The organism is Actinophytocola sp., assembly GCF_035712165.1.
Classification (GTDB): Bacteria; Actinomycetota; Actinomycetes; order Mycobacteriales; family Pseudonocardiaceae; genus DASYTH01.
The window spans coordinates 1-4,304 of record NZ_DASTBH010000256.1 but is presented as its reverse complement, the minus strand read 5'-3'; the positions used below and the strand labels follow the sequence as shown (position 1 = coordinate 4,304).

Genomic DNA, 4,304 nt, shown 5'->3' with positions numbered 1-4,304 from the left:
CCGGTGAGCGCCTGCGCCAGCCGGCGGGCCTCGGGCTCGTCCAGCAGCAACACCTGGCGCCCGGCAGCGCCCTGGTCCTGGGTGTCCGACTTGAGCCGGCCATCCGGGCCGAAGTCCCGGCCGGTGGCCAGCCGGGTGCCGTCCACCATCAGCAGCCGGGAGCCGAACGAGCGCGGCTCGACATCCTCCCCGGCGTCCAGCCTGGCCGAGATGTCCCAGTACGAGGCCGAGACGAAGCTCATCCGCTCGCGCTCACGCTGGACCACGATCCGGGTGGCCACCGACTGCACCCGCCCGGCAGACAGGTTGCGCATGATCTTCTTCCAGAGCACCGGGCTGACCTCGTAGCCGTACAGCCGGTCGAGGATGCGCCTGGTCTCCTGGGCGTCGACGAGATCCTGGTCGAGGTCACGGGTGTTCTCGGCGGCCGCCCGGATGGCCGGCTCGGTGATCTCGTGGAACACCATCCGGCGGACCGGCACCTTGGGCTTGAGCGCCTCCAGCAGGTGCCAGGCGATCGCCTCGCCCTCGCGGTCGCCGTCCGTAGCCAGGTAGAGCTCGTCGACGTCCTTCAGGGCCTCCTTGAGCTCGGTGACCGTGGACCGCTTGTCCGGGGTGACGATGTAGATCGGCTCGAAGTTGTTGTCGACGTTCACGCCGAGGTTGGCCCACGGCTCGCCCTTGTACTTCGCCGGCACTTCGGCGGCCTTGCGGGGCAGGTCCCGGATGTGCCCGCGGGACGACTCCACCACGAAGTTCCGGCCCAGGTAGGAGGCGATCTTGCGCGCCTTGGCCGGCGACTCGACGATTACCAGCCGGCGCGTCGCCGGCCCCCCACCGTTTCTCGTCGTTCTCGAGGATGCCACTTAAGTCCCGCTCTCTTGTCCCACCCGGGCCACCAGACCCGTGTCAGCACGTCAGTGTGCACGTTCCTCCCCGCACACCTCGAACTGGAGTATGACTCGTCACTACTTGTAGCAGGCTTACCCGGTCGCACGCACGCGCGAAACCACGGGCCAGGACGCCCGCCCGGCCGCGTTCGGCACTGGTCCGACCAGCTCAGCGAGCCGGTTACACCGCCGCGGACCCGACACCCGAAGTCCCGGCCCGCCGCCGCGGACCCCGAGCATCGTCGCGGCCAGCCCACATCGTGCCAGAGCCCCGGCCAGCGGTTCATGCGTCTCCGGCGCCCGGGGATCGAGCTCGAGCAGGTAGCCGCTGTCCATCCAGCGTCCGGCCGCCATCGCCCATAACCGCAGCAGCGCCCCGTCCAGCGCGAGCCCGGCCGGAACGACCTTCCCCGCAGCCCCGGTCCAGACCACCGCCAGCGGCGCGAGGTCGGTCCGGAACGGGGTTCGCACCAGCAGGCCGCCGTCCTCGGCGCCGGCCGGCTCGGCCACCACGCCGCGCTCCGCACAGGCTGCCGTGATCGCGGCGACCCGCCACGGCTCGTCGACCACCACCGACAGCCGGGCGGCGGTCCCGCCGAAGCTCTCCACCTGACCCGACCCGCACAGCAGCCCGGCGAGATCACGCACCCGGGGGGTGTTCGCCTCGGCCGAATAGAAGGACAGCTGCGGCACCGCGCCAGGTTAGAACACTCGTTCGACCTTGGTAAGCGGACGCGCGGAAACAACCGGTAACCGGCCGGGCCCGCCACGTCAGTCGTGGCGGGCCCGGACTGTGTTTGATAGGCGCGCGCGATCGGATCTGCGGGGCAGGCCGTGGTCATCGGGCCCTGTTGCCTCGGCAGGCCGGTGGCCTGCCGCCACAGATCCGGGCCTTCGGCCGGGGCGCGCGCTGGTGGGCGTCAGCTGGTCGGCGCGCTGCTCGTGCTGCCGCCCAGGTCGATCTTCTTGCACTCCGGCGCCTGCTCGAAGGCGTCGCTGAGCTCCTTGTTCTGCGACAGCTCCTTGAACGGGTCCTCAAGCTCGGCGAACTTGGACATCTCCTCGGTGACCTTCAGAACCGCCGCCTGGTAGGCCTGCGGGTCGTTCGCCTGGGCCTGCTCCAGGGCGGTCTTCGCCTCCTGCAGCGAGGTCTTGGCGTTGCCGAGCAGGTCGGTCAGCTTGTCGACCTGCGCGGAGCCATCGGTCACCGGCGGCGGGCCGGCGTCCTTGACGCCGCTCACCATGCCGTCCAGCGTCGAGGAGAGCTGGCTCAGATAGGTGATCAGGCTTTCCCGCACCTTCTGCGGGTCGGTGTTGGTCAGATCGGGCCGCTGCTGCAGCGCGGTCAGGTCGTCTCCGATCGCCTGGCACACCCTGTCGGCCCAGCCGACCGCGCCACCGGCCTGACCGTCGGACGAGGAGCCGTTGCTGTCCGAACAGCCACTCAGGGCGAACGCGAGCGCGGCGGCCGACACCACGGCCAGGCCTGGACGACGGAACATTCCGTGCCCCCTTCAGTACTCTCGGTGGGGGGCCAGTATTTCATGGTCCAATGTGGACCATGAAACGGGGCCGGTCCGAGAGTTCGGACCGGCCCCGCAAACCATTGCGCGGTAAGGAATCAGACCGCGCCGTTGGTCACCTTCTCGGCCGGATTGTCCGCGATCGCGGTACCCCGCCGCTTGGACACGACCACCGCCACCACGATGACCACCACGGCGGCCACCGCGATGCCGATCCGGGCGAAGGTGTTCTGGTCCGTCCCGATCGACAGCGCGACCACGGCCGGCGCGATCAGCAGCGAGACCAGGTTCATCACCTTGAGCAGCGGGTTGATCGCCGGACCCGCGGTGTCCTTGAACGGGTCGCCGACCGTGTCACCGATGACCGTCGCGGCATGCGCCTCGGAACCCTTGCCGCCGTGGTGACCGTCCTCGACCAGCTTCTTGGCGTTGTCCCAGGCGCCGCCGGAGTTGGCCAGGAAGATCGCCATCAGGGTGCCGGTGGCGATCGCGCCGGCCAGGTAACCGGCCAGCGGACCGACGCCGAGGCCGAACCCGACCGCGATCGGGGCCAGCACCGCGAGCAGACCCGGCGTGGCCAGTTCGCGCTGCGCGTCCCGGGTGCAGATGTCCACCACGCGGCCGTACTCCGGACGCTCCGAGTAGTCCATGATTCCCGGCTTCTCCCGGAACTGCCGCCGCACCTCGAACACCACCGCGCCGGCCGCCCGGGACACCGCGTTGACCGCGAGCCCGGAGAACATGAACACCACCGCCGCGCCGATCGTGATACCGACCAGCACGTTCGGGCTGAACACGATGAAGCTGAACGACGCCACGTCCGCGATGCCTTCGCCGGTCTTGCTGACCGCCTCGGCGATCGCGTTGGTGTAGGAGCCGAACAGCGCGGTCGCGGCCAGCACCGCGGTGGCGATCGCGATGCCCTTGGTGATCGCCTTGGTGGTGTTGCCGACCGCGTCCAGTTCGGTGAGCACCTGGACGCCCTCGCCCTGCACGTCGCCGGACATCTCGGCGATGCCCTGCGCGTTGTCGCTGACCGGACCGAAGGTGTCCATGGCCACGATGACGCCGACGGTGGTCAGCAGACCACAACCGGCCAGCGCGATCGCGAACAGCGACACGAAGATCGAACCGGACAGCAGGAACGCGCCGTACACCGCGGCGCCGATCACCAACGCGGTGTAGACCGCGGACTCGAAGCCGACCGAGATACCGGCCAGGATCACGGTGGCCGCGCCGGTCAGCGACGTGCGGCCGACGTCCTGCACCGGCTTGTGCTCGGTGCCGGTGAAGTAGCCGGTCAGCCACAGGATGACGCCGGCGAGCACGATGCCGATGATCACCGCGACGGCGGCGATCAGGGCGGGGCTGCCGTCCGTGCCGGGCACCGAGGCGCCGTCCAGCTCGGCGAAGGAGTTCGGCAGGTAGATGAACGCCGCCACGGTGCAGAGCAGCGCGGAGATCAACGCCGAGATGTAGAAGGACCGGTTGATGGCGACCAGACCGCCCTCACCCGGCCGGGCCTTGGTGATGTACACGCCGATCACCGCGGTGATCACGCCGAGCGCCGGGACGATCAGCGGGAACAGCAGGCCCTGCACGCCGAACGCGGCGCTGCCCAGGATCAGCGCGGCGACCAGGGTCACCGCGTAGGACTCGAACAGGTCGGCGGCCATACCGGCGCAGTCGCCCACGTTGTCGCCCACGTTGTCGGCGATGGTGGCGGCGTTGCGCGGGTCGTCCTCGGGGAGTCCCTGCTCCACCTTGCCGACCAGGTCGGCGCCCACGTCCGCGGCCTTGGTGAAGATGCCGCCGCCGACCCGCATGAACATGGCGATCAGCGCGGCGCCGAAGCCGAAGCCCTCCAACACCTTCGGCGCGTCGGCCGCGT

General features: G+C 69.9%; 4 protein-coding genes. All 4 read right to left on the bottom strand.

Annotation, left to right across the window (positions count from 1 at the left end; genetic code table 11):
• On the bottom strand, nt 1-866 hold an 866-nt coding region (locus tag VFO68_RS14475; protein ID WP_325158787.1), incomplete at its 3' end, for a DNA topoisomerase.
• Nucleotides 867-983: 117 nt separating this feature from the next.
• On the bottom strand, nt 984-1,583 hold the full coding sequence (locus tag VFO68_RS14470; RefSeq protein ID WP_325158786.1) for a hypothetical protein: 600 nt from the start codon (nt 1,581-1,583) through the stop codon (nt 984-986).
• A 227-nt stretch (nt 1,584-1,810) separates the two neighbouring features.
• Nucleotides 1,811-2,392 carry a hypothetical protein gene (locus VFO68_RS14465; RefSeq protein WP_325158785.1) on the bottom strand — a complete coding sequence of 194 codons (582 nt, stop codon included), beginning with the start codon at nt 2,390-2,392 and terminating at the stop codon, nt 1,811-1,813.
• A gap of 119 nt (nt 2,393-2,511) precedes the next feature.
• On the bottom strand, nt 2,512-4,304 hold a 1,793-nt coding region (locus tag VFO68_RS14460; RefSeq protein WP_325158784.1), incomplete at its 5' end, for a sodium-translocating pyrophosphatase.

Bases quoted from the DNA above. Each gene is read 5' to 3' on its own strand.
- VFO68_RS14465 (WP_325158785.1), bottom strand. From the start codon at position 2,392: ATGTTCCGTCGTCCAGGCCTGGCCGTGGTGTCGGCCGCCGCGCTCGCG.